This is a genomic window from Azospirillum brasilense, from assembly GCF_001315015.1.
Lineage (GTDB): Bacteria > Pseudomonadota > Alphaproteobacteria > Azospirillales > Azospirillaceae > Azospirillum > Azospirillum brasilense.
In genome coordinates this window covers 49738-74836 of the sequence record NZ_CP012915.1, presented here as the reverse complement: position 1 = coordinate 74836, position 25099 = coordinate 49738, and the positions used below count along the sequence as shown (strand labels likewise).

Annotated in this window: 22 protein-coding genes; 12 read left to right on the top strand and 10 right to left on the bottom strand. The window is 69.1% G+C overall.

Annotation, left to right across the window (positions count from 1 at the left end; genetic code table 11):
- Nucleotides 1-55: 55 nt before the first annotated feature.
- Together AMK58_RS14190 and AMK58_RS14185 are read right to left on the bottom strand one after the other, a co-directional pair.
- A complete protein-coding gene (locus AMK58_RS14190; protein WP_035677591.1) occupies nucleotides 56-847 on the bottom strand; it encodes a transporter substrate-binding domain-containing protein in 792 nt (263 codons plus the stop codon).
- Between the two features lie 62 nt (nucleotides 848-909).
- Nucleotides 910-1587, bottom strand: coding sequence for a GntR family transcriptional regulator (locus tag AMK58_RS14185; RefSeq protein WP_035677593.1), 678 nt, complete (start codon nucleotides 1585-1587; stop codon nucleotides 910-912).
- Between the two features lie 359 nt (nucleotides 1588-1946).
- Between AMK58_RS14185 and AMK58_RS14180 the strand changes: the two genes are divergently transcribed.
- Entirely contained in the window at nucleotides 1947-3119 is a 1173-nt protein-coding gene (locus AMK58_RS14180; RefSeq protein WP_035677596.1) for a zinc-dependent alcohol dehydrogenase, read from the top strand.
- A 14-nt stretch (nucleotides 3120-3133) separates the two neighbouring features.
- Nucleotides 3134-3658, top strand: coding sequence for a hypothetical protein (locus AMK58_RS14175; RefSeq protein ID WP_035677598.1), 525 nt, complete (start codon nucleotides 3134-3136; stop codon nucleotides 3656-3658).
- A gap of 45 nt (nucleotides 3659-3703) precedes the next feature.
- Here AMK58_RS14175 and AMK58_RS14170 read toward each other — a convergent pair whose 3' ends face one another.
- From AMK58_RS14170 to AMK58_RS14135, 8 genes are all read right to left on the bottom strand, one after another.
- Nucleotides 3704-3907 (bottom strand): YbdD/YjiX family protein, encoded by a 204-nt coding sequence (locus AMK58_RS14170; RefSeq protein ID WP_014197888.1) that lies wholly within the window; start codon nucleotides 3905-3907, stop codon nucleotides 3704-3706.
- Nucleotides 3908-3973: 66 nt separating this feature from the next.
- On the bottom strand, nucleotides 3974-6040 hold the full coding sequence (locus AMK58_RS14165) for a carbon starvation CstA family protein (RefSeq protein WP_035677603.1): 2067 nt from the start codon (nucleotides 6038-6040) through the stop codon (nucleotides 3974-3976).
- A 144-nt stretch (nucleotides 6041-6184) separates the two neighbouring features.
- Nucleotides 6185-6472 carry a DUF3325 domain-containing protein gene (locus AMK58_RS14160; RefSeq protein ID WP_035677606.1) on the bottom strand — a complete coding sequence of 96 codons (288 nt, stop codon included), beginning with the start codon at nucleotides 6470-6472 and terminating at the stop codon, nucleotides 6185-6187.
- A 2-nt stretch (nucleotides 6473-6474) separates the two neighbouring features.
- The gene (locus AMK58_RS14155; RefSeq protein ID WP_059399406.1) at nucleotides 6475-8070 is read right to left on the bottom strand and encodes a PepSY-associated TM helix domain-containing protein; all 1596 of its coding nucleotides are present in this window, start codon (nucleotides 8068-8070) and stop codon (nucleotides 6475-6477) included.
- A gap of 64 nt (nucleotides 8071-8134) precedes the next feature.
- Nucleotides 8135-8431: a DUF3649 domain-containing protein gene (locus AMK58_RS14150; RefSeq protein WP_035677608.1), complete on the bottom strand. Its 297-nt coding sequence runs from the start codon at nucleotides 8429-8431 to the stop codon at nucleotides 8135-8137.
- Complete coding sequence (locus tag AMK58_RS14145; RefSeq protein ID WP_035677611.1) at nucleotides 8428-9168, bottom strand: cobalt ABC transporter substrate-binding protein; 741 nt, start codon at nucleotides 9166-9168, stop codon at nucleotides 8428-8430. Before AMK58_RS14145 ends, AMK58_RS14150 begins: the two co-directional genes overlap by 4 nt.
- A 30-nt stretch (nucleotides 9169-9198) precedes the next feature.
- Nucleotides 9199-11682 carry a TonB-dependent receptor gene (locus tag AMK58_RS14140; RefSeq protein WP_079285765.1) on the bottom strand — a complete coding sequence of 828 codons (2484 nt, stop codon included), beginning with the start codon at nucleotides 11680-11682 and terminating at the stop codon, nucleotides 9199-9201.
- A 280-nt stretch (nucleotides 11683-11962) separates the two neighbouring features.
- On the bottom strand, nucleotides 11963-13024 hold the full coding sequence (locus AMK58_RS14135; RefSeq protein WP_035677613.1) for a LacI family DNA-binding transcriptional regulator: 1062 nt from the start codon (nucleotides 13022-13024) through the stop codon (nucleotides 11963-11965).
- A gap of 329 nt (nucleotides 13025-13353) precedes the next feature.
- Here AMK58_RS14135 and AMK58_RS14130 point away from each other — a divergent pair, with 329 nt between their 5' ends.
- The 10 genes from AMK58_RS14130 to AMK58_RS14085 all read left to right on the top strand — a co-directional run bounded on the left by AMK58_RS14130 (nucleotide 13354) and on the right by AMK58_RS14085 (nucleotide 24834).
- Nucleotides 13354-14118 carry an SDR family oxidoreductase gene (locus AMK58_RS14130; protein WP_035677615.1) on the top strand — a complete coding sequence of 255 codons (765 nt, stop codon included), beginning with the start codon at nucleotides 13354-13356 and terminating at the stop codon, nucleotides 14116-14118.
- Nucleotides 14119-14186: 68 nt separating this feature from the next.
- Entirely contained in the window at nucleotides 14187-15434 is a 1248-nt protein-coding gene (locus AMK58_RS14125) for a CaiB/BaiF CoA transferase family protein (RefSeq protein WP_035677618.1), read from the top strand.
- Nucleotides 15416-16567: an ABC transporter substrate-binding protein gene (locus AMK58_RS14120; protein WP_035677621.1), complete on the top strand. Its 1152-nt coding sequence runs from the start codon at nucleotides 15416-15418 to the stop codon at nucleotides 16565-16567. The genes AMK58_RS14125 and AMK58_RS14120 overlap by 19 nt, the downstream gene beginning before the upstream one ends.
- A gap of 11 nt (nucleotides 16568-16578) precedes the next feature.
- Nucleotides 16579-17376: an enoyl-CoA hydratase/isomerase family protein gene (locus AMK58_RS14115; RefSeq protein ID WP_051140522.1), complete on the top strand. Its 798-nt coding sequence runs from the start codon at nucleotides 16579-16581 to the stop codon at nucleotides 17374-17376.
- A gap of 31 nt (nucleotides 17377-17407) precedes the next feature.
- The gene (locus AMK58_RS14110; RefSeq protein ID WP_051140523.1) at nucleotides 17408-18592 is read left to right on the top strand and encodes a fumarylacetoacetate hydrolase family protein; all 1185 of its coding nucleotides are present in this window, start codon (nucleotides 17408-17410) and stop codon (nucleotides 18590-18592) included.
- A gap of 31 nt (nucleotides 18593-18623) precedes the next feature.
- Nucleotides 18624-20204: an aldehyde dehydrogenase (NADP(+)) gene (locus AMK58_RS14105; RefSeq protein WP_079285766.1), complete on the top strand. Its 1581-nt coding sequence runs from the start codon at nucleotides 18624-18626 to the stop codon at nucleotides 20202-20204.
- Between the two features lie 100 nt (nucleotides 20205-20304).
- Nucleotides 20305-21570 (top strand): ABC transporter substrate-binding protein, encoded by a 1266-nt coding sequence (locus AMK58_RS14100; RefSeq protein ID WP_051140524.1) that lies wholly within the window; start codon nucleotides 20305-20307, stop codon nucleotides 21568-21570.
- 203 nt (nucleotides 21571-21773) lie between these two features.
- Nucleotides 21774-22712, top strand: a complete 939-nt coding sequence (locus tag AMK58_RS14095) for a carbohydrate ABC transporter permease (protein ID WP_104675440.1) — start codon at nucleotides 21774-21776, stop codon at nucleotides 22710-22712.
- Between the two features lie 4 nt (nucleotides 22713-22716).
- Nucleotides 22717-23538, top strand: coding sequence for a carbohydrate ABC transporter permease (locus AMK58_RS14090; protein WP_035677626.1), 822 nt, complete (start codon nucleotides 22717-22719; stop codon nucleotides 23536-23538).
- A 60-nt stretch (nucleotides 23539-23598) separates the two neighbouring features.
- The gene (locus AMK58_RS14085) at nucleotides 23599-24834 is read left to right on the top strand and encodes an ABC transporter ATP-binding protein (RefSeq protein ID WP_079285767.1); all 1236 of its coding nucleotides are present in this window, start codon (nucleotides 23599-23601) and stop codon (nucleotides 24832-24834) included.
- The last annotated feature ends 265 nt before the right edge of the window (nucleotides 24835-25099 follow it).

Sequence of the window (25099 nt, the reverse complement as noted above, 5' to 3'; positions counted from 1 at the left end):
ACGCCGGGACGCCGTGGGGGCCGAAGCCACCCGCGGCGTCCCGGCCCTGCTATCGTCAGAGGTCCTTCGGCAGGTCGGCGGACAGCCACTTCTGCGCGATGGCGTTCAGCGAGCCGTCGGCCTTGGCCGCCGCCAGGATGCCGTTCAGCTTCTCCAGCAGGGCCGGCTGCTCCTTGCTCAGGCCGATGTAGCAGGGGGAGTTCTTGATGAGGAACTTCAGCTCCGGCCGCTTCGGCGGGTTGCGGGCGAGGATCGCCGCCGCCACGACGTTGCCGGTCGCCACCACCTCGACCTGACCGGACAGGAAGGCGGAGATGGTGCCGTTGTTGTCCTCGTAGCGCTTGATGACCGCATCGGCCGGGGCGATCTTGGTCAGCTCCAGATCCTCGATGGCGCCGCGGGTCACGCCGACGGTCTTGCCGGCCAGATCCTCCGGCTTCGCGGCGGTCACGCCGGCCGGGGCGAAGACGCCGTTGAAGAAGGGCGCGTAGGCGTCGGTGAAGTCGATGACCTTCTCGCGCTCGGCGTTCTTGCCGAGGCTGGAGATGACCAGATCGACCTTGTTGGTCTGCAGGAAGGGGATGCGGTTGGCGCTGGTCACCGGCACCAGCTCCACCTTCACGCCCATCTTGGCGCCGATCAGCTTCGCCACGTCGATGTCGTAGCCGAGCGGGGTCATGTCCGGGCCGACCGAGCCGAAGGGTGGGAAGTCCTGCGGGACGGCGACGCGCAGCGTGCCGCGCTTGGTGATGTCCTGAAGGGCGTCGGCCCGCGCCGCGGGGGCCTGGGCGATGGACAGGCCGGCGACGGCGGCGACGGCCAGGGCGAGCAGGGTCCTGCGCTTCATGTCTCTAACTCCTTTTTGGCTGGATGGGCCGGTTCTGGATGGAATGGGTTGTGTGAAAGGGGTCAGGCGGGGGCGCCGGGCGAGAGGATCTCGCGCAGGCCGGCCAGGGGATCGGGGGCGGCGGCGAGGTCGAGGCCGTCCTCGACGCGCCGGATGTGCTCGTCCATCAGCCGCGCCGCTCCGGCGTAGTCGCCGTCGGCCAGCAGCGTCACGATGCCGGCGTGGTCGTCGCTGGACGCCGCGGCGTCCTGGTCGGACTGGTAGAGCATCGAGACCAGCGTCGTGCGCGCGGTCAGGTCGCGCAGGATGTCGGTCAGGAAGGCGTTGCCGAAGGCGTGGGCGAGATGGATGTGGAAGTCGCCGAGCAGGCAGGTGCGCGAGCCGACATGGCCGGTGTGCAGCGCCTCGCGCTCCTCCTCGACATGGGCGCGCAGGTGGGCGACGGCGTCCCCCGGAAGCGTGTGCAGATCGCGCAGCATGCCGGTCTCGATCACCCGCCGCGCCTGGAAGGCGGCCCGCGCCTCCATCGCCGAGGGCTCCACGACGAACCAGCCGCGCCGGGCGCTGACATGGACGATGCCGCGCGTCTCCAGCCGCATCATCGCCTCGCGCACGCGGGTGCGGGACACGCCGTAGACCTCGGCCAGCTTCGCCTCGCCCAGCCGGGTGCCGGGCCGCAGCCGGCCGCCCAGGATGGCGGAGATCACGCTGTCTTCGATGCTGTCGGGAAGCTGGGTCATCAGGCTGCCGCACCAATCTTGTATACAAGACTGTTGAGCAAGCGGCGTGCCAACCGGAACAGCGCGGAAACGCTGGGCGGCCGATCCAGCATTGCTCAAGGAACGGGCAGCGCTCCGATTTGATTAAACCTTATGCACGAAATTGCGGCACCGCAGCGCGGCGCTGCCGGGGCAGCGTCCGGGATGGTGCCCCCCGACGGCGGAACCTTCGGGCGTCGAATCCAGTTGGACTCGGGATACCCCACCTCTTCGGAAAACGGCGGCGACAGGCACGGTTCGGGCCTACCGGCGGCATCGCCGGAACGTGCCGGCCCGCCGCCCCATTCCCAATGCCCCATTTCTTACTGCGGAGCATCCCCATGAAAGCCCTGGTCTGGCACGGCACCGCCGACGTCCGTTACGACACCGTTCCCGACCCGGAGATCGAGCAGCCCCGCGACGCCATCGTCAAGGTCACGTCCTGCGCCATCTGCGGTTCGGATCTGCACCTCTACGACCACTTCATGCCCGGCATGGAGAAGGGCGACATCCTGGGTCACGAGTTCATGGGCGAAGTCGTCGACGTCGGGGCCGAGGCCAAGAGCGCCTTGAAGGTCGGCGACCGCGTCGTCGTTCCCTTCACCATCTGGTGCGGCGAGTGCGACCAGTGCCGCCGCGGAAACTATTCGGTCTGCGAGCGCTCCAACCGCAACAAGGCGATGGCCGACAAGCTGTTCGGCCACACCACCGCCGGGCTGTTCGGCTACACCCACCTGACCGGCGGCTATGCGGGCGGGCAGGCGGAGTATGTGCGCGTCCCCTTCGCCGACCGCACCCATGTGAAGATCCCGGACGGGCTGACCGACGAGCAGGTGCTGTTCCTCGGCGACATCTTCCCCACCGGCTGGCAGGCGGCGGCGCAGTGCGACATCCAGCCGACCGACACGGTGGCGATCTGGGGCTGCGGCCCGGTCGGGCAGATGACGATCCGCAGCGCCATCCTGCTGGGCGCCAAGCAGGTCATCGCCATCGACCGCGTGCCCGAGCGCCTGTCCATGGCCAAGGCCGGCGGCGCCATCACCATCAATTTCGAGGAGGAAAGCGTCGTCGAACGGCTGAACGAGCTGACCGGCGGCAAGGGTCCGGAAAAGTGCATCGACGCCGTCGGCATGGAGGCGCACGCCACCGCCACGCTCGATTCCATGTACGACCGCGCCAAGCAGGCGCTGGCCCTGGAATCCGACCGGGCGCATGTGCTGCGCGAGATGATGTATGTCTGCCGCCCCGCCGGCACGCTGTCGATCCCCGGCGTCTATGGCGGGCTGATCGACAAGGTCCCCTTCGGCATGTCGATGAACAAGGGCCTGACTTGGCGCATGGGCCAGACCCACGTCAACCGCTGGACCGACGACCTGCTGCGCCGCATCCAGGAGGGCCAGATCGACCCGTCCTTCGTCATCACCCACAGCGTGGGTCTGGCCGACGGGCCGGGCATGTACCAGACCTTCCGCGACAAGCGGGACGGCTGCATCAAGGTCGTGCTCAAGCCGTAACAGGGAGGCGCACCATGGCGTATTACCGCAGGAATTCGTCCGCCGACCGGATGGCCCGTGGTTTGGGCTGGTTCAGCATCGGGCTGGGCGTCGCCGAACTTGTGGCCGCCCGCCGCCTCGCCCGCTGGATGGGGATGGAGGAGCAGGCCGGGCTGATCCGGACCTATGGCGCGCGCGAGGTGGCGACCGGCGTCGGCCTGCTGGCGATGGGCGATGCCCGTCCCTGGATGTGGGGACGGGTCGCCGGGGACGCGCTGGACCTCGCCACGCTGGCATCGGCGCATCACGACGGCAACCCGCGCCGGGAAAACGTCGCCACGGCGCTGGGCGCGGTGGCGGCGGTGACGGCGCTCGACGTGCTGTGCACGGCGATGCTGCACCGCGAGGAGGCGACGGCCTGGACGCCGCCCCGCGACTACAGCGACCGCAGCGGCCTGCCGCGCCCGCCCGCCGCCATGCGTGGTGCTGCCAAGGACGCCCCGATCCCCGCCGACATGCGGACCCCGGACATCCTGCGTTTCGAACCCGCGGAGGTTTAGCATTAATAACCCTCTCCCCAGGGGGGAGAGGGGACAACGCCCCCATCAGCAACAGCCGGCCTTGCCGGCCCCGTAACGGGCCTGCAGACGGTTGTCGAGAAACTCGGTGTAGGTCATCGCCGGCTGGTCGGGGTGCCGGGTCCGCATGTGTTCCAGATAGGTGTCGTAATCCGGCACCCCGATCATGAGCTTGGCCGTTTGCTCGAAGTAACCGCGGAACCGGCTGAGGTTGCTTTTCAAGCCGCTCATCGGTCGCCCTTTTCCAATAGACCGTTCCCTCACTCTCGAAGGAGTAAGGGAACGGTGCGTCACTACTCAATCCCCGGCCCGCGCGGTGGCGCCGCCGGTCGGGATTTCCCGCGTGGTCGGGCGGTCGCTGCGCAGCGCCTTCAGGCAGGACAGAACGCCGAAGACCAGCACCGCCAGCACCACCAGCACGAACAGCGAGGCCAGCGCCGCGTCCAGGTAATCGTTGAAGATCACCTGCCGCATCTGCTCCATCGAGGTCGCCGGGGCGAGCAGACGGCCCTCGTTGGCGGCGGTGCTGAAACGCTCGGCGTGGGCGAGGAAGCCGATCGCCGGGTTGCTGTGGAAGACCTTCTGCACGCCCGCGGTCAGGGTGCAGATCAGCAGCCACGCCGCCGGCACCATGGTCACCCAGGCGTAGCGTTCACGCTTCATCCGGAACAGCACCACCGTCGCCAGGATCAGCGCGATCCCCGCCAGCATCTGGTTGGAGATGCCGAACAGCGGCCAGAAGGTGTTGATGCCGCCCAACGGATCGACCACCCCCTGATAGAGGATGTAGCCCCAGGCGGCGACGCACAGGCCGGTGGCGATCAGGTTGCCGGCCCAGGACGCCGTGCGCTGCAACGGCTTGAAGAAGACGCCCAGCAGGTCCTGCAGCATGAACCGCCCGGCGCGGGTGCCGGCGTCGACGGCGGTCAGGATGAACAGCGCCTCGAACAGGATGGCGAAATGGTACCAGAAGGCCATCATGCCCTTGCCGCCGAACAGTTCGGAAAAGATCTGCGCCATGCCGACCGCCAGGGTCGGCGCGCCGCCGGCCCGTGACAGGATGCTCACCTCGCCGACGTCCTGCGCCGTCTGGGTGATCATCTCCGGCGTGATGACGAAGCCCCAGTTGTTGATGACCTGGGCCGCCGACTCCGCCGTGGTGCCGAGCAGCGCGGGCGGGCTGTTCATGGCGAAGTAGATGCCCGGCTCGATGCAGGAGGCGGCGACCAGCGCCATGACGGCGACGAAGGACTCGGTCAGCATGCCGCCGTAGCCGATGAAGCGGGTGTGGAGCTCGTTCTCCACCATCTTCGGCGTGGTGCCGGAGGAGATCAGGGCGTGGAAGCCCGACACCGCGCCGCAGGCGATGGTGATGAACAGGAACGGGAACAGGCTGCCCGACCACACCGGCCCGGTGCCGTCGATGAAGCGGGTGACGCTGGGCATCTTCATCGGCGGTGCGACGAGCAGGATGCACAGCGCCAGCATCACGATGGTGCCGACCTTGAGGAAGGTCGACAGATAGTCGCGCGGGGCCAGCAGCAGCCACACCGGCAGCACCGACGCCACGAAGCCGTAGCCGATCAGGATCCAGGTGATCTGGATGCCGGTCAGCGTGAAGACCGGCGCCCACGTCTCGCTCTGCGCGACCTGCCCGCCGAGCAGGATGGCGGCGATCAGCAGGAAGAAGCCGACCACCGAGATCTCGCCGATCCGGCCGGGGCGCAGGAAGCGCATGTAGACGCCCATGAACAGGGCGATCGGCACGGTGGCGGCGACCGTGAAGAAGCCCCACGGGCTGTTGGTCAGCGCCTTGACCACGACCAGGGCCAGCACCGCCAGAATGATGACCATGATCATGAAGGTGCCGAACAGCGCGATGACGCCGGGGATGTCCCCCAATTCGGCCTTGATCAGCTCACCGAGCGACCGCCCGTCGCGGCGCATCGAGACGAACAGGATCATGAAGTCCTGCACCGCCCCGGCGATCACCACGCCGGCGAGAATCCACAGCATGCCCGGCAGATAGCCCATCTGGGCCGCCAGCACCGGGCCGACCAGCGGGCCGGCGCCGGCGATGGCCGCAAAATGGTGGCCGAACAGAACATACTGGTTGGTCGGGACGTAGTCCAACCCGTCGTTGTGGCGCATCGCCGGAGTCGGGCGCGCCGGGTCCAGCCGCATGACGCGGGTGGCGATGAACAGGCTGTAGTAGCGGTAGGAGACCAGGTAAGTACAGACGGCGGCCACGACCAGCCAGAGGGCGTTGATGGTCTCGCCGCGCGCCAGGGCGACGGTGCCGAGCGCGAAGGCGCCCAGCACGGCGAGGACCAGCCACGGCGCGTGATTGAGGATGCGGGGCATGCGTACTCCTCCCAAACGATTCGCAATCGTTGAAAAGCACGATGAACCTGATGAAAACGATGGAGAATCATCCTCTCATCACGCCCGAACGGGAAGAGCAAACTCGCCGGTCGCGACAAAATGGGTCAAAAATAAGGCGTACCCTCAATTTGGGCGGGCAGCCCGCCGTTGTCGAACGATGAGGGCGCCATGGACGACACCGGCGCCAAGGCTGGTGTGACCGCTGAACATGACGAGGCCAAGCCCCCAGCCCTGCCACGACACGAGGAGACCCAGCGCGCCCAGCAGGGAAACCGCCCCGCCGACGCGCAGGGCGAGCGTCGCGGGCGCCGGCAGGGGCCGTCCGAACAGGTCGTGCTGCGGACGGTCCATCGCGAAGGCCAGCGCGGCGAACCCCGTCAGGCACAGGATGAAGGACGACAGGTGGATCATGATCATCCCTCGCGCAGAACGGCGCCGTTGGCGGGTTTGCTGACGGCTTGCTTAACGGTTTCGGGGGCCGGCTTGCGGGCGGGCCGCGTCTTGGGCTGGTGACGGAGGGTGCGGACCGCCAGGACGGCGTGGAGCGCCGCCAGCGCCCAGCACATCAGGTCCATGCCGATGAACACCCAATCGCCGTCGGCCAGGCTGCGCCACAGCGGCCGCTGCGTGGTCGCGGCGTTGAGCACGGGCAGCAGCGCCAGCAGCGCCGTGGCCAGCCACAACTGCTCGACCCAGGCCTTCTTCGCCGGGCGCAGCACGCCGTGCAGCAGCGTCAGCGCCCAGACGATGAAGAAGCTGTGGATCTCCCAGTTGGCACGGTCCGCCAGGGTCTCCGGCAGCAGGCGGTTCGCCCACAGGAAGGCCGCCATGGCGACCGACAGCCCGGCGATGCTGGCGATGTTCAGCCGCTCCACGACATGGAAGCCGATGTGGGGCCGGGCCGGATCGGGCAGCTTCTGCCGGCGTTTCACCGTCCACATCACCAGACCGGTGCCCACCATGGCGGTGCCGGCGAGGCTGACGAGGAAATAGAGCCAGCGCGTCACCGTATCGCTGAAGCGCCCCAGATGCAGGGCGTAGAGCACGCCGCGGGTCTCCGCCGCCGGCCCCACCCCTTCATGGACGGCCAGCAATTTGCCGGTGGTCCCTTCGAACTCCAGATATTGCGGGCTCATCGACACGCGCCCGCCGTCGCCGCGGGCCACCGCCACCCGCGCCGCCGCGTCGCCGGGATGCGTGGCGGTGACCCGCCCGACGCCGTCGCGGCCCCAGCGCTCCTGGGCGTGGCGCACCATGTCCTCGATCGAGGCGAGGGGTGCTGCCTCGCCGCTGGGCTTGCCCGGCTGGATGAAGGCGCTGAGTTCGGCGTTGAGCTGCTGGCGCTCCGCCGCCGTCTTGATTCCCGCCTGCTGACCCCAAGGCATGTAGAGCGCCATCAGCGTCACCAGCCCGGTGTAGGTGATCATGGCGTGGAACGGCAGCCCGAACACCGACAGCGCGTTGTGCGCGTCGAGCCAGGAGCGCTGCCCCTTGCCCCAACGGAAGGTGAAGAAATCGACAAAGATCTTCTTGTGTGTGATGACCCCGCTGACGATGGCCACCAGCATGAACATGGCCGCGATGCCGGCGATCCAGCGTCCCCACACCACCGGCATGTAATGGAACTGGAAATGGAAACGGTAGAAGAAGTCGCCGCCCAGCGTCGCGCGCGACGACACCTTCTGCCCGGTCGTCGGATCGAAATTGCCCTCACCGAAAGCGCGCTGGCCGGGAGCCGCCCCGGCGGTGCGCCAGAAGGCGTAGACGCTGTTGTTGCGGGCGTCCGTCAGGCGCAGACTCCATTGCGGGCTGCCCGGCACCAGGGCGACGAGTTCGTCGGCCACCCGCTGCGCCACCTCGGCCTGATCCGGAACCCCACTCTGCGCCGGCAGTTCAGGACGCATCCATTGCGACAGCTCGTCCTTGAAGTAGGACACCGTCCCGGTGAGGAACATCGCGTAGAGCACCCAGCCGAGAAGCAGCCCGACCCACGTGTGCAGGTCGGACATGCTCTGGCGGAGGCCGCGGCCGTCGGGGCGCGCTTGCTGGTCCGTCGTCACGCTCGGCTCCCCATCACCAGACCGACCACGCCGCCAGCGACAGCGGCGCGGCCACGACAAGCAGGCCCGCCCAGGCGCGTAGCGCGCTGCGAACCGCGAAGACCCAGATCACGGCGGCGGCGTAGATGACGAAGCTCGCCAACTGGCCGGTGAGCACCGCCTGCGGCGTGCTCATGGGAAGCGCCAGCACCGCCACGCTGGCGAGCGCGGCCAGCGCATAGCCGCCGAACAGGGCGGCGGCTATGCGCGAGACGAGCGGTCCATGCCAAGCATCAAGGGCGGAACGGACCCGTCCGGCCACGGAGGTCATTTGTTGGGCGTCGCCGCCGGGCCGGCGGGGAGCGGCGCCAGACCGTCGGGGTGGACGTAGGTCACCGTGGTGACGTAGCTGACACCGTCATACTTTTCGGCGCCGTTGGCGCCCTGGCGCTCGCCGGGGGTGCGCTCGTTCAGGCTGACCTCGGCCACGTAGGTGCCCTTCCACGGCAGGTCGAAGGTAACCAGACCCTGCTCGTCGCTGTGCGCCTCCTTGGCCCAGCCGGACTGGGTGACCAGCATCACCTTGGTCTTGGCCTTGGGCTGCCCCTGGAAGACCAGCTTGAACTGGCCGGGCTTGCCGGTTGGCACCAGATCCAGCGTCAGCTTCGGCGCCTGCTCGGCGAAGCCGGTGATCAGGCGCGCGGCGGGGTGGAACCAGTTGGTGGTCTCCTTGTCGCCCTGCTTCCACGTGTAGAGCGGGTAGAGCGTGTCCTCGGCGACGATGCTCTCGCCGTTGGCGGCCTTGAAGGGCAGCGCGAAGCCGTCTGCGGTCTTGGCGGCCTCGGCCTTCTGCTCGCCCTTGGCGGAGAGGAGGGTGCCGGCCGGCTTGCCGAACTTGTCGAGCAGGCCGGGCGAGACCTCGCGCAGGTTCTCGCCGAACTCCCCGAAGCGGATCGTGGCGTTGCCCTGCTCGGGCTGCTCGATCCAGATCTGGTGGGCCTGGGCGGGCATGGCGGCGGGCATGGCGAAGCCCAGCGCGGCGATGAGGGCGAGGGACAGCTTGTTCATGACGTCATCCAAAGGAATGGCTTGGCGGATTTAGAAATCGACGGTGGCGGACAGCAGCACGGTGCGCGGCGACCCGACGGTCACGTAGGTGCCGGTGGTCAGCCAGTACTCCTTGTCGAAGAGGTTCTCGACGCTGGCGCGCAGCACGACCGGCTTGCCCGACACGTCGGTGGTGTAGCGGGCACCGATGTCGAAGCGGGTCCAGCCGTCGAAGCGCAGCGTGTTGGCGTTGGTCAGGTAGGAACCGGAGGTGTGGATCACCCGCCCGTTGAGGGCGAGTCCCTCGACCCACGGGGTGTCCCAGTCCAAGCTGGCGGAGAAGCTCTTGTCCGGCACGCCGGCGGCGTCGTTGCCCTCTTCCGAGGCGACGGCGGTCTTCGTCAGCTCCGGCTTCAGGAAGGTCGCACTGGCCATGGCGCGCAGGCCGGGCAGGATCTCGCCGTAGGCGGACAGCTCCAGGCCGCGGTTGCGCTGCTCGCCGTCATAGGCCAGCTCGTTGGACGCGGTGCGGATTGAGCTGGGGCGGGTGATCTGGAACACCGCGGCGGTGGTCGTGATGGTCCCCCAATCGACCTTGACGCCGCCCTCGATCTGCTTCGACTTGTAGGGTTCGAGCACCGCGCCGGTGTTGGCGTAGCCGGCGCCGACGATGGTGCCGCGCGACAGGCCCTCGGCGTAGTTGCCGTAGACCGCCACGTTCTCCAGCGGCTTGACGACCAGACCGGCGAGCGGCGTCGTGGCGCTGGCGTCGTAGTTGCTGGTCTGCGCGCCGGTCGTCGTGCTGTAGCCCTTCACCTTCACCGTCTGGTCGCGCACGCCGAGCGTCAGCAGGACACGGTCGTTGACGAAGGACAGCGTGTCGGCGATGGCGATGCTGCTGAGCGTCGTCTCGGCCGACTTGCGCGGGTCGGTGCGCGGCGCGGTGATGACGGGCAGCGGCGCCGGGTTGTAGATGTTCGACGGGGCCGAGCCGGCGGCCTGGATGTAGACGTTGCCCTCCTCCCGCTGGAAGCCGGTGTAGCCGATGTTGACCTGATGGCGGACGGGACCCGTCTCGAAGCGCAGGCGCGCGCCGGCCGTGCCGCTGACCGTCTCGCTGTAGGAGTCGTAATAGGAGTTGCGGACCGTGAAGTTGCCGAGCGCGTTCACGGCGGGGTTGGACTGCGGGAACACCTGATCGTTGGTGCCGTCGCGGTAGCCGATGCCGGCGTAGGCGGTCAGCCAGTCCGTCACGTCGAACTCGATGTTCGAGGCGATGGTCTTGTCCTTCTGGACCAGCTTGGTGTTCGGGTACCAGTTGCTGCGCGCGTCGGGCGGCGACGGGATCGCCGTCGTCGTGGACAGGATGCTGATCTGCGGGCGGAAATTGTCGGTGTCGTCGCGCTGGATGATGCCGTCGAGCGACCAGCGCAGCCGCTCGCCCCGGTAATCCACCGCCAGCGAGCCGAGGCCGGTCTTGACGTCGCCGTCCTCGATGGAGGCTTCGCCGCCGCGCAGCAGGCCGTTGAAGCGCACGCCCCAGGCGTTGTTCTCGCCGAAGCGGCGCCCGGTGTCGACATGGACGCCGAAGTTGGCATCGCTCTGGTAGAGCCCGGTCACGCGGGTCAGCGGCTGGTCGCCGGCCCGCTTGCTGAGGATGTTGATGCCGCCGCCGATGCTGCCGTTCGGGGCGATGCCGTTCATCAGCGCGCCCGGCCCCTTCAGCAGCTCGATCCGCTCGATGATCTGCGAGGGCACGCGGTTGGAGGACACCAGCCCGTACATGCCGTTGAAGCCGACGTCGCCGGACGGAACGGCGAAGCCGCGGATCTGGAACGTGTCGTCGAAGCCGTTGCCGCCGGTGGTCGTGCGCACCGACGAATCGTTGACCAGCGTGTCCGCCGCCGTGCGCGCCTGCTGGTTCTCGATCAGCTCGGAGGTGTAGTTGGTCGTGCTGAACGGGGTGTCCAACGTGTTCCTGGTGCCCAGCAGGCCCAGCGAGCCGCCGCGCGCCACCTGACCGCCGGCGTAGGGCGGCGGCGGCTCGCCCGGCAGCGCGCCGGCGTTGGCCGTCACCTGGACGGAGGGCAGAACCGTCGCCCCGGCCGGAGCGTTCACGACCGGTCCAGACCCTTGCGCGACGAGGCTGTAGCCCGCAGAGGTGCCCGCGATCTGATACCCGCTGCCGTCCAGCAGGCGGCGGAAGCCGTCCTCGACCGTCGTCGTTCCGCGCAGCCCCTGGGAGGTCTTGCCCCGAACCTGCGCCGGGTCCACGGCGACGCTCACCCCGGCCTGGGCGGCGAAGCTGCGCAGCGCGGCGTCCAGCGGGCCCGGCGGGACGTTGGCATCGACCGTGCGGGCCGCCGCCGTCTGGGCTTGTGCGGCCGGAGCAAAGGGAAGGCCGCCCGCAAGGACGGCGCTGGCAAAGCAAACGGCCACGGCCACCGGGCGCAAACCCGGTGCGAAGACGTCATGCGCGGCGCCGCGGCGGCGGACGGTCAGGCGCAGAGCGTCCTTGCCGCAAGATTGAGACATTGAGCAGGTTCCTCTACCAAAAGGTGTATATGTGGCGCAGCGTTAGCGACCGGCACCCTGTCCGTTTCAAAAACGTCGAACATCTGCGCTGATCGGCTGAATGCGAATGATTTTCATTCTAAGCATCAGGCGACGGTTCGCGCAAGGGGGCAACGTCACCGTTCCGGTGATCGTTTGCGTCTTTATGTCCGCGGTTTCTCTAGGGGAATTCCACAGGCAACGTCAGCGCCCGCAAGCGGGCGCGAAAGGCGGGAGAGGGTTTGGCATCAAGCCGGCAGGCTCAGGCGCTGCCCCGCACCAGCAGTTCGAACCCCACGTCCTGGGTGCGGTTCTCCACCTCGCCGCCCTGCATCCGCCGCAACAGGAGGTTGGCGGATTCCATACCGATCTTGCGGCTGGCGATGGCGATGGTGGTCAGGCCCGGCGTCAGCTGCCCGGCGATGTCGTAATTGCCGAACCCGGTGATCGCCAGATCCTTCGGCACCGAGATCCCCAGGCCGCTGCAGGCCAGCAGGGCGCCGGAGGCCAGCACGTCGCTGACGAACACCAGCGCGTCGGTGTCGGGATGCTGCTCCCGGACCAGCTTCAGCAGTTCCACGCCGGTCGCCATCACCATCGGCCCGCTGGCGACCGTGACGACACGCGGCGTCACGCCCGGAAAATGACGTTCATGAGCGTCCTGGAAGCCCTTCAGACGCTCCTTGGCGCGGTGGTCACCCGGCTTTATGACGCCCGTGAAGGCCAGCCGGCGATAGCCGCGCCCCACCAGATGGTCGACCACGCTCATCAGGGCGGCGTGGTTGGAGAAGCCGACCAGCATGTCGACGGGACGGTTCGTCCAGCTCCAGCTTTCGACCACCGGAACCCCCGTGCGCTTCAGCAGGGCGGTGGTTTCCTGGGTGTGGCGGGTGCCGATGATGAAGAAGCCGTCGGGGCGCCGCCCGCTGAAGCTGCGGACCAGCGATTCCTCGCGCCCCGCCATGTAGTCGGTGTGGCCGAGAAAGACCTGATAGCCCTCCGGCAGCAGGACGTCGGTCAGGCCCTGGATGGTTTCCGCGAAGATCGAGGCGGAGATGGTCGGGATGATCGCCGCCACCGTCATGCTGCGGTTGGAGGCGAGGTGACTCGCCGCCAGATTCTGCACGTAGCGGGTTTCGCGGACCGCCTCCTCGATGCGGGCGAGCGTGTCCGGACCGACGCTGCGCGGATCGCGGAGCGCGCGCGAGACCGTCTGCGTGGAGACCCCGGCGGCCTGAGCCACATCGGCCATCGTCACCGCGCGGGTCGCGGAGCGCCGCCGTGACTCCGCCTTCCTGAGCGAAAGCTGTCCTTCGTCCGACACCTGGGATGACCTCTTATCCTGCCTCCGCCGGCCCGCCTCCGGGCACCAGTCGGCCGCCTTCTTGTGCATGGCCGCGCCCGCCGTTGCAAGCCGGGTGCGGCACCGCTTCCACAATCCATAGCGCATTTCATGTTAGCGGTCACGCGAACGCTAACGTTATCGCTCACCAAAGACGCTTGATTGCCCCAACCAATCATGTTACCGGTCACGTTAGCGGTCACTCGAAACGGACGCGAAGGCGGACGATCCGAGCGACCTGGGGAGGAACACCGCTGCGGCCCGATGGCCGCATGGCGGGCAACAAAGACAAGCAACGAAGCAGGCAAGACATGAGCGTTCTTGCGGACAGCGTCGCCTGGATCACCGGCGGCGGCAGCGGAATCGGGGAGGCCGGCGCGCGGGCGCTGGCGCAGGGCGGCGCCACCGTCGTCCTGTCCGGACGGCGCGAGGACGCGCTCGACCGCGTGGCGGACGCCATCCGCGAGGACGGCGGCAGGGCCGAGACCGCGGTCCTCGACGTGGCCGACGAGACGGCGGTGCGGCGCGTGGCGGCGGCGATCCTCGACCGCCACGGGCGAATCGACACGCTGGTCGCCAGCGCCGGGATGAACCTGCCCAACCGCAGCTTCCGCGACCTCGGGGCGGAGGACTGGCGGCGGCTGGTCGACGTCAACCTCAACGGCACCATGCACGCCATCCAGGCGGTGCTTCCCACCATGCGGGAGCGCCGATCCGGCACCGTCATCATCGTGTCCTCCTGGGTCGGGCGGCACGCGCTCGTCCTCGGCGGACCCGGCTACAACGCGACGAAGCAGGCGCTGGTGACGCTGAGCCACAGCCTGAACATGGAGGAATGGCGCAACGGCCTGCGCTCCTGCGTGGTCATGCCCGGCGAGGTGGCGACCGACCTGCTGGGCCAGCGCCCCTCCCCGCCCCCGGCGGAGGAGATGGCGCGCCTGCTCCAGCCTGAAGACCTGGGCCGCACCATCCGCTTCGTGGCCGAAATGCCGCCCCACGTCTGCGTCAACGAAATCCTCATCAGCCCCGTCTGGAACCGCGCCTTCTTCACCGAAGCCCCGTCAACCAACGGCTGACCGAACCTTTCCTCCGCCCCATCCTTCCGCCATGGCCGGCGGACCCACGGCAACAAGACCCGGACATCATGGACAAGAAACGCAACATCCTCAGCGGTTACCGTGTGCTCGACTGCTCCATCGCCATGGCCGGCCCGCTGGCGGCGCAGCGCCTGGGCGACCTCGGCGCCGACGTGGTGAAGGTGGAGCCGGTGACCGGCGAGTGGCAGCGCCACACCGCGGCGGGCGGCATCACCGGCAACAAGGTGAACGTCTCCTTCCTGTCGCTGAACCGGAACAAGCGCTCGCTCGCCGTCGACCTGAAGAACACCGAGGGCAAGGCCCTGCTGATGGAGCTGGTCAAGACCGCCGACGTGTTCCTTCAGAACTACCGGCCGGGCGTCGCCAAGCGGCTGGGCGTGGACTATGAATCGCTGTCGGCGATCAACCCGCGCCTGATCTACCTGTCGATCTCCGGCTATGGCGAGACCGGCCCCTACGTCCAGCGTCCGGGCCAGGACCTGCTGTTGCAGGGCATGTCCGGCGCCATGCTGTCGGCGGGCCGCGAGGGCGAGGCCCCGACCCCCGCCGGCCAGTATCTGGTGGACGCGATCACCGGCTACACCGCCTTCGAAGGCGTGCTGGCCGCCTTGCTCCACCGCGAGCGCACCGGCGAAGGCCAGCTCGTCCAGGTCAACATGCTGGACGCCATCACGACGATCCAGATGCAGGAGCTGTCGGTCTTCACGGTCGGCGGCAAGCCGCAGACCCGCTCCGCCGAGCCGCACGCCCACGTCTACATCCGCGCGCCCTACGGCGCCTTCGCCACCAGCGACGGCTTCATCATCGTGGCCTTCCCGCCGCTGAAGCTGCTGGGCGAGCTGATCGGCGAGCCGTCCTTCCTCGACATGGCGGACGAGACCGACAGCTGGTCGCGCCGCGACGAGATCTTCGCCAAGACCCGCGACCGGCTGACCGCCAAGACCTCCGCGGAATGGTTGGAGCTGTTCAACGCCGCCGGCGTCTGGGCCGGGCCGGTCTACGGCTACGCCGACCTCGTGAACGACCCACAGATCAAGCACAACGGCACCTTCGTCGAGTACGACCACCCGACCGAGGGCCGCGTCAAGACGCCGGGTTTCCCGATCAAGTTCTCCAAAACCCCGTCGGAGGTCGAGCGCGGCGCCCCCCTGACCGGCGAGCACACCCGCGAGGTGCTGGAAGCCGCCGGCTTCACCGCCGAGGCCGTCGACCGCCTGCTGGCCGCCGGCGTCGTCGCCGCCACCGAGCCGGAGGCGGAGGAAGAGGAGGTTCGGGCATGCGCTACCGCGCGCTGACCTGGGACCACCCGCGCGGCTACAACGCCTTGGCGGCTGCGGCGGCCAGGCTGGACGAGGGGCGCGACGGGCTTGCCATCGACTGGGACAAGCAGCCGCTCGAAGGCTTCGAGGCCCATCCGATCGGCGACCTCTGCGCCCGCTACGACCTGATCGTGCTGGACCATCCGCATGTCGGGGAGGCCGTGGCGGAACGCGGCCTGATCCCGCTGGAGGACCTGTTCACCGCCGGGGACATTGCCGGCTGGCAGCGCGACAGCATCGGGCCGAGCCTCGCCAGCTACCGCTTTGCCGACCGGCATTGGGCGCTGCCGCTCGACGCGGCGACGCAGGTCATGGCCTGCCGCGCCGACCTTCTGGACGGGCCGATCCCCGTCACCTGGGCGGAGGTGGCGAGCCTGTCCGAACGGGCGCCGGTCGCCCTGTCGCTGGCCGGGCCGCACGCCTGCCTGACCTTCCTGTCCATGGCGGCGGCCTTCGGCGATCCACCCGCGGTGGCCGATCCCGACCGGCTGGTCTCGACGGAGGTGGGGATGCGGGTGCTCGACCTCATGGCGATCCTGGCCGGACGCATGCCGGCGGCGGTCCGTGGGCTGAACCCCATCGGGCTGCTCGGCCACATGGCCCGCACGGATGAGGTCGCGCTCTGCCCGCTGGTCTACGGCTACGTCAACTACGCGGCCCCCACCGCAGCGGGCGAGAAGCCGCTGACCTTCGCCGACGCGCCGCGCGCCACGGCGGACGGGCGTCCCGGCTCGACGCTGGGCGGCACCGGCATCGGCGTCTCCGTGCGCTGCGAGGTGACGCCCGCGCTGCTCGACCATCTGCGCTGGCTGCTCGGCGCCGAGGCGCAGCGGAGCTTCATCCCGGCCCATGACGGCCAGCCGAGCCGCCGCGACGTCTGGGCGGACGAGGCGGTGAACGCCCGCTGGGGCGGTTTCTACCGCAACACCGCCGCGACGCTGGAGGCCGCCTATGTCCGCCCGCGCCACGCCGGCTACATCGCTTTCCAGGCCGAAGCCGCCGCGATGATCCGCGACGCGCTGGCCGACGGCACGCCGCACGCCGCCTTGCTCGACCGTCTGCAACACCGCTACGCCGCCAGCCGCCCGGTTGCCGGCGCTGAACGATAAGGCCCCTTCCCATGGACTCGCTCAACACCCCCGATCCGGCGCTTGGCGCGGTCACCGTCACGGTGGACGGCTTCGTCGCCACCATCACGCTCGACCGCCCGCAGAAGCTGAACGCGGTGACCCCGGAGATGGCCGCGGAGCTGGTCGCCGCCGTCGCCCGCTGCAACGCCGACGACGACATCCGCTGCGTCGTGCTGACCGGCGCCGGGCCGCGCGCCTTCTGCTGCGGCTCCGACATCCGCGAGTTGGACCGCTACGACACCGCCTGGAACTTCCGCAACCGCGAGGACTATTGCGACGCCATCCGCGGCTTGCGCAAGCCGAGCATCGCCGCGGTCAACGGCTACGCCTTCGGCGGCGGGCTGGAGACGGCGATGAGCTGCGACATCCGCATCGCGTCGGAGAACGCCCAGTTCGGCGCGCCGGAGATCAAGCTCGGCTGGATCGGCGGCGGCGGCGTCGCGGCCTTCCTCTCGCACTCCATCGGCACCTCCAACGCCGCGATGATGATCCTGACCGGCGACCCGATCCCGGCGGACAAGGCGCTGGCCTGGGGCCTCGTCAGCGAGGTGGTGCCCGCCGACCGCCTGCTCGCCCGCGCGCAGGAGATCGCCGCCATCGTCGCCAGCCGCGCCCCCATCGCGGCGGAGACGGCCAAGCTGAACCTGAAGGCTGCCCACACCATGCCGGTGGAAAAGGCCATCGAGTACGAGCGCGACCTGCAAACCATCTGCTTCGCCACCGCGGACGCCGCCGAGGGGCGCGCCGCCTTCAAGGAAAAGCGCAGCCCGGTCTTCCGGCGCAAGTGACGACCCGGCGCAAGCAAGAGGAGAGGAAATCATGAGCAAGCGACCCCTTCCCCTCGACCCCGCCGCCGCCCTGCCGGCGGACGAGGGCGCGCTCCTGGTCGGGCGCGCCTGGCGTCCCGGCGTCGGCCCCTCGGTCATCGCCGTGCGCGGCCGGGACGTGTTCGACATCACCAGCCGCGACGCGCCCACCGTGCGCGATCTGGTGGAGACCGGCGCCGCCGCGGCCATCGCCCGCGACCTGCCCGGTGAGTGGATCGGCACCGCCGCCGCCATCCTCGCCAACTCCGACGAGGACCGGCGCGACCCGGAGCGGCCCTGGCTGCTGGCCCCCATCGACCTCCAGGCGGTGAAGGCGTCCGGCGTGACCTTCGTGGTCAGCCTGCTGGAGCGCGTCATCGAGGAGCAGGCGCGCGGCGCCCCCGAAAAAGCGCTGGCCATCCGCGCCGACATCGACGCACTGATCGGGCGCGACCTGTCCAGCCTGAAGCCCGGCTCGCCGGAGGCCATGGAGGTCAAGAAGGCGCTGATCGCCCGCGGGGTGTGGTCGCAGTATCTGGAGGTCGGCATCGGCCCCGACGCCGAGATCTTCACCAAGGGCCAGCCGATGTCGGCGGTCGGCACCGGCGCCCATGTCGGCATCCCGCCTTATTCGGTGTGGAACAACCCGGAGCCGGAAATCGCCGTCCTGGCCTCCAGCCGCGGGGACATCGTCGGCGCCACGCTCGGCAACGACATGAACCTGCGCGACGTCGAGGGGCGCTCCGCCCTGCTGCTCGGCAAGGCCAAGGACAACAACGCCAGCGGCTCCATCGGCCCGTTCATCCGCCTGTTCGACGACCGCTTCACGCTCGACGGCGTGCGCAGCGCCGAGCTTGGGCTGGTGGTCGAGGGCAGCGACGGCTTCCGGCTGGAGGGCTCCAGCTCCATGTCGCAGATCAGCCGCGACCCGGTGGAGCTGGTGGAGGCGACCATCGGCGAGAACCACCAGTATCCGGACGGCTTCGTCCTGCTGCTCGGCACCATGTTCGCGCCGGTCGAGGACCGCGACCGTCCGGGTGAGGGCTTCACCCACAAGCTGGACGACGTGGTGACCATCACCGCCCCGGCACTGGGCAGCCTGACCAACCGGGTCCGCCATTGCGCCGACTGCGCGCCCTGGAACTTCGGCGCCGCCGCGCTGATGCGGAACCTCGCGGGCCGCGGCCTGCTCGGCTGATCCTGTACCGAGACCAAGAAAGGACCCGCCCGTGACCCTCACCGGCATGATGCTCATCGGCGCCGAGAGCCACCGCGGCCGCAACGGCGAGATCCACGCCATCGACCCGTCCACCGGGGCAAAGCTGGAGCCCGCCTTCGACGGCGGCGGGGCGGCGGAGGTGGACCGCGCCTGCCAGCTCGCCTGGGACGCCTTCGACCGCTTCCGCGAGACCGCGCCGGAGGACCGCGCCGTCTTCCTGGAGGCGGTCGCCCGCAACATCCTCGACCTCGGCGACGCGTTGATCGTCCGCGCCATGGCCGAAAGCGGCCTGCTGCGCGCCCGGCTGGAGGGAGAGCGGGGCCGCACCGTCGGCCAGCTCCGCCTGTTCGCCGCGGTGGTGCGGGAGGGCAGCTGGCTTGGCGCCCGCATCGACCCGGCCCTGCCGGAACGCGCGCCCCTGCCCCGCCCCGACCTGCGCCAGCGCCGCATCCCGCTCGGCCCCGTGGCGGTGTTCGGCGCCAGCAACTTCCCGCTGGCCTTCTCGGTGGCCGGGGGCGACACCGCCTCGGCCTTCGCCGCCGGCTGTCCGGTGGTGGTCAAGGCCCACTCCGCCCATCCCGGCACGTCGGAGCTGGTCGGCCGCGCCGTCCAGGCCGCCGTCGCCGAATGCGGGCTACCGGAGGGCGTCTTCTCGCTGATCTTCGGCGCCGGCTCGTCGGTGGGCACGGCGCTGGTCGCTGACCCGCGCATCAGGGCGGTCGGCTTCACCGGGTCGCGCCGCGGCGGCGTGGCGCTGATGGAGGTGGCGGCCAAGCGTCCGGAGCCGATCCCCGTCTACGCGGAGATGAGCAGCATCAACCCGGTCTTCCTGCTGCCGGCGGCGCTCGCCGCGCGGGCGGAGGCGCTGGGCAAGAGCTTCGTCGCCTCGCTGACGCTGGGCGCCGGGCAGTTCTGCACCAACCCCGGCATTCTGCTGGCGGTGGACGGGCCGGACCTCGACCGCTTCGTGGCGTCCGCCGTGGACGCGCTGGGCGGCAGCGCGGCGCCGACCATGCTGACGCCGGGCATCCACGCCGCCTTCGACGCCGGGGTGGCCGCCCTGGCCGGCAACGCCCGCGTGGCGACGCTGGCCCGCGGGCTGGACGGCGACGGCCCCAACCGGTGCCGGGCGGCGCTGTTCGCCACGACCGCCGACGCCTTCCTCGACGACCCGGCCCTGCGGGAGGAGGTGTTCGGCGCCGCCTCCCTGCTCATCCGCTGCCCGGATCTGGAGTCTTTGCGCACGGTGGCGGAACGGCTGGACGGCCAGCTCACCGCGACCCTGCAGATGGACGCGGCCGACACCGGAGCGGCGGCGGTCCTGCTGCCGACGCTGGAGCGCAAGGCTGGCCGCATCCTGGCCAACGGCTGGCCGACCGGCGTCGAGGTCTGCCACGCCATGGTGCATGGCGGCCCCTTCCCGGCCACGTCGGACGGCCGCACCACCTCGGTCGGCACGGCGGCCATCGAGCGGTTCCTGCGGCCCGTCTGCTACCAGGACATCCCGGCCGACCTGCTGCCGCAAGCCCTGCGCGACGGCAACCCGCTGGGACTGTGGCGCCGGTTCGACGGAGCGTTGGGCCGGCACTGAACCCCGATCACCGGCCCACATACTCTGGTATGGTTCCAGGATTGCGGGCTAAACCAACCAAAAAAGACAGCAAACGAACAAATTCAGAGGAGGACGCAGCATGAAGCCGTTTCTGAGCGCAATCACGGGCATCACCCCCCTTCTGGCCGGCGGGCTGGCCGCCGCTTTGGCGCTGGGCACCGCGTCGGTCGCCCTGGCCCAATCTTCCGGAAAGACGGTGGTGACCTTCGCTGCGTCCCACTTCGCCGAGGTCGGCCGCGGCGACCGGCTGAAGGCCTGGGTGGAGAAGTTCAACCAGTCCCAGCCCGACATCGAGGTGAAGCCGGTCACCATCCCCTTCTCCTCCTTCGCCACCACCATCTTCACGCAGATGGGCGGCAACGGCGGCCCCGACGTCATCCGCTTCGACCTGCCGGAGTTCTACGCGGCGGTCGCCGCCAAGTCGGTCCTGCCGATCGACGACATCGTGAAGGACGGCGCCCACACCTTCACCGCCGCCGACCAGTACATGAAGGTCGAGGGCAAGCGCTACGGCTTCGCTTTCGACACCGCCAACTACGCGATGGTCTACAACGCCGCGCTGCTGCCCAACGGCACGCCGCCCAAGACCTTCGAGGAGTTCGTGAAGCTCGGCAAGGAAGCGACGAAGGACGGCAACTACGGCTTCGCCTTCCGCGCCACGATGGCCGAGCGCGGCGGCGTCTGGTACGACCTGACCAACTTCGTCTACGGCTTCGGCGGGCGCTGGTCCAAGCCGGACGGCACGCCGACCTTCAACAGCCCCGAGGTCGTGGCGGGTGTCGCCGCCTACAAGACCGTCTATGACGCCGGCATGATCCCCAAGGGCACCGACGCCGCCACCTACCGGCGGATGTTCTGGGAGGGCAAGGTCGCCATGGAGATCGACAACGGCGGCGTCGCCACCATCCTGACCTCGCAGGGCAAGGCGCACCCCATCGCCGCCGCCCCGTCGCCCTTCCCGCACAAGGAGCAGGGCATGATCCTGGCTCCGGTGACCATCAACGCCAACACCAAGGTGAAGGACGCCGCCGGCAAGTTCCTGCAATGGGCGCTCCAGCCCCAGCAGCAGCAGGAACTCCAAACCCTGCTCGGCGCCGCCAACGTCGCGACCACGGTGGAGCGCACGCCGGAGGAGCTTCAGGCCATGCCCTGGCTGAAGGTCTACGACGCGCAGACCCCGAACAGCGTGCCCGCCCTGCCGCAGGGGCTTGAGACCAAGGCGCCGGAGATCCAGCAGATCATCGTCCAGCAGCTCCTCAAGGTGCTCCAGGGCGGCGTCGCCCCGCAGACCGCCATGGACGAGGCGCAGCGCCTGATCACCGCCCGCGTGCTCGCCCAGAAGTAACGCCCGCACAATTCCAGGGCGATCGCATCCGGTATCTCTAACCCTCTCCCCTCTGGGGAGAGGGTGGCCCGCAGGGCCGGTGAGGGGGTTATGCTTGTGCCGGACGTACCGACACGCGCAACCCCCTCACCCTAACCCTCTCCCCAGGGGGGAGAGGGGATGTCGGAAGCGATCGCCGTGGTCCCAACTCCGGATACCGCATCATGATGAGCAGGACCGTGAGCCAGCCCAGGGCCGCCGCGCGGCGCGCGCCGATCGACCATGGCCGCTGGGTTCCCGCGCTCTTCGTCGCCCCGGTGGCGCTCTATCTCCTGGTCTTCCAGGGCTACCCGCTGGTGCAGGAATTCCTGCTCAGCGTCACCTCCACCTCACTGCTCTCGCCCGGCCAGCAGACCTACGTCGGGCTGGACAATTACCGCGAACTCGTCTTCGACCCGGAGTTCCATCAGGTCCTGCGCGTCACCGCGGTCTACACGCTGGTCTGCGTGGTCGCCTCCATCGGGCTCGGCCTGCTGGCGGCGCTGCTGCTCGACGGCACCTTCCGGGGGCGCGGCATCGCCCGCGCGCTGGTCACCATTCCGTGGGCCGCCCCGCCGGTCGCCGCGGCGCTGATCTTCGTGTGGATGTTCAACGCGCAGTACGGCCTGTTCAGCCACCTCGCCCAGTTCCTCGGCTTCGCCGACGGCGGGGTGAACTGGCTGGACGAGCCGTCCTTCGCCCTGCCGGCCATCCTCATCACCACGATCTGGCAGATCTTCCCCTTCTCCTCCGTCGTCATCCTGGCCGCCCTCCAGGGCGTGCCGTCGGAGCTGCGCGAGGCGGCGGTGATCGACGGGGCCGACCGGCTCAGCATCTTCCGCGCCGTCACCTGGCCGACCATCCGCCCGTCGGTGGCGCTCCTCACCCTGCTCATCACCGTGTGGTCGCTGCGCCGCTTCGACGTGATCTGGCTGATGACCCAGGGCGGCCCGCTGGGCGAGACCAACACGCTGGTCATCGACCTCTACCGCCGCGCCTTCGTCTATCTCGACCTCGGCCGGGCGGCGGCGGTCGGCATCATTGGGCTGGTCGTCGCGATCCTGGTGACGCTGGTCTATTTCTGGCTGTCGACGCGGGCGGAAAAGGCCGCCGGGAAACGGTGATCCCATGAAACACAATTCCACGGCCCGCACGCTCGCCGTCCTGGTCCTCCTCGGGGTGGCGGCCTTCCCGCTCTACTGGATGCTGGTGACCTCGCTCACCCCGTCGGAGCGGCTGTTCGACGACACGCCGAACCTGCTGCCGACGCTGTCGCAGATCGGCACCTACGCCGCCGCCTTCACCGAGACCTCGCTGCGCCAATGGCTGGTCAACAGCCTGATCGTCGCGGTCGGCACGACGGTGCTGAGCATCCTGCTGTCGGTGCTGCCGGCCTACGCGCTGTCCCGCCTGACCTTCAACGGCAAGCTGCTGCTCGGCTTCGCGCTGTTCATGACGCAGATGCTGCCGGAAGCGATGCTGGTGGTGCCGCTCTACGACATCTTCACCAAGCTGTCGCTGCTCAACACGCTGCTCGGCCTGATCCTGGCCAACACGGCCTTCACGGTGCCGGTGGTGACCTGGATCCTGAAGGGCGCCATCGACGGCGTGCCGTCGGAGATCGAGGAGGCCGCAAGGGTCGACGGCTGCTCCCGCCTCGGCATCGTGCTGGCGGTGGTGGTTCCGCTGATCGCGCCGACGCTGGCGGCGGCGGCGGTGATCGCCTTCTTCCACGGCTGGAACGAGTATGTCTTCGCCCAGACCTTCATCAGCGACGACGCCCTGCGCACCGCCTCGGTCGGCCTCGCCAGCTTCGTGGGCGAGCTGAGCACGCCGGTGCACACGGTCATGGCGGTCGGCTTCATCTACACGCTGCCGGCGGTCGTCTTCTACCTGTTCGTCCAACGCTACGTGGTCGCCGGCATGACGACCGGCGGCGTCAAGGGCTGACCGTGGGCCGATCCCGCCCCCCTTGCACCGACACGCCCGAGAGATAAAAGGGAAAAGCCCATGGCTATCAAACTGCAGAACGTCACGAAGTCCTTCGGTTCCCTGACCGTGATCGACAACGTGAGCCTGGAGGCCGGCGACGACGAGTTCCTGGTGCTGCTCGGCCCGTCGGGCTGCGGCAAGTCCACCATCCTGCGCATGATCGCGGGGCTTGAGACGGTGACCAGCGGCGAGATCCATCTCGGCGGCAAGCGGGTGGACGAGCTGCCGCCCAGCGACCGCGACATGGCCTTCGTCTTCCAGTCCTACGCGCTCTACCCGCACATGACGGTGCGCCGGAACATCGCCTTCCCGCTGATCATGCGGCAGTTCCGCTGGTGGTTCCACATCCCCTTCATCGGCGACTATTTCAAGCGCCGCATCGAGAACTCGCCGGAGGTGCGCGAGCTGGTGGAGCGCACCGCCGACACGCTGGCGCTGACCAAGGTGCTGGACCGCCACCCGCGCACCCTGTCGGGCGGCCAGCGCCAGCGCGTGGCGCTCGGCCGCGCCATGGTGCGCCAGCCGTCGGCCTTCCTGATGGACGAGCCGCTGTCGAACCTCGACGCCAAGCTGCGCACCGCCATGCGGGCGGAGATCACCCAGCTCCACCAACGGGTCGGCGGCAACTTCGTCTACGTCACCCACGACCAGATCGAGGCGATGACCATGGGCACCCGCATCGCGCTGATGCGCGACGGGCACCTCCAGCAGTACGGCACCCCGCGCGAGATCTACGAGAAGCCGGCCAACACCTACGTCGCCCGCTTCATCGGCACGCCGCCGATGAACCTGATCGACGCCGAGGTCGAGGGTATGACCGTGCGCATCGGCAACAGCGTCCTGCCGCTTCCCGACAAGACGGAACGCCCTGGGGCCGAGCGGCCGGGCGGTGGCAGCCGCATGAAGGTCTGGCTGGGCCTGCGCCCCGGCGCGCTCGCCGTCGTGCCGCCGGGCCAGGGCAAGAGCCTGCCGGGCACCGTCACCCTGGTCGAGCATGTGGGGGCGGAATCGCTGATCTCAGTGAAGCTGTCCGGCGTCCACACCGCCCATGACGACGACGGCGGCCTGACCGACGAGGTGATGGTCTCCGTCCCCGGCTACAGCGAGCTGCGCGTCGGCGAGGCGGTCGGCATCGACTGCCTGCTGAAGGACTTTTCCCTGTTCGAGAAGGACAGCGGCCTCCGCGTCGGCGGGCGGGCCGCGGAGGACTTCCTGGCCGGCGGGCGCGTCGGCACCATCCGGACGGCCTCCTGACGCGATCCGCACGGACGGCGCCGCCTCTGCATCCCCAGGTGGAATGACAAAGGCGGCGCCGTTCTTGAACACCACTTTTCAGAAAGGTGCCTTCCTCTCTTTTACAACCGAAGTCTCAAATGCATCAATAATCGACAATTTGCTTCTGCATGAGCCAAAATTCATGCAGTAACCATCCCCGCCCTGCGGGGATTTCGTTGTTGTGTGACCACCGATCCGAGAAGAATTAACTTCCGATTGGCCAAAAGACCGGCAGCGTTCAGAA